Origin of the sequence: Pelomicrobium sp. G1 (genome assembly GCF_051905455.1) — a bacterium.
Lineage (GTDB): Bacteria > Pseudomonadota > Gammaproteobacteria > Burkholderiales > UBA6910 > Pelomicrobium.
The window spans coordinates 1-230 of the sequence record NZ_JBQACR010000686.1 but is presented as its reverse complement, the minus strand read 5'-3'; the positions used below and the strand labels follow the sequence as shown (position 1 = coordinate 230).

Annotated in this window: 1 pseudogene; it reads left to right on the top strand. The window is 53.0% G+C overall.

Features of this window, described 5'->3' with window-relative positions:
- Positions 1 to 230: pseudogene (locus tag ACTFO6_RS20125) on the top strand (hypothetical protein); the annotation flags it as partial.

Here is a 230-nt window from a genome sequence, read left to right as displayed (position 1 = left end):
CTCCAGGCCTGGCTGCCTGCAATGAAAATCAACGGAGTCTTTACCCTCCCGGCCATCGGGTTAAACGTCAGCGCCGGGATCTTCTTCCTAATGGCGGGCTTGGCTTTCCTCAAGGACTTCCGTAGTACTGGAGAAACCATTCTGTTCGTACTAGCGCTTGCCATGTTTTTGTTCATGGAGAGCGCCCTGCTATTTCCTTTCTCCAAACTATGGGACTTGCAGTGGTGGGC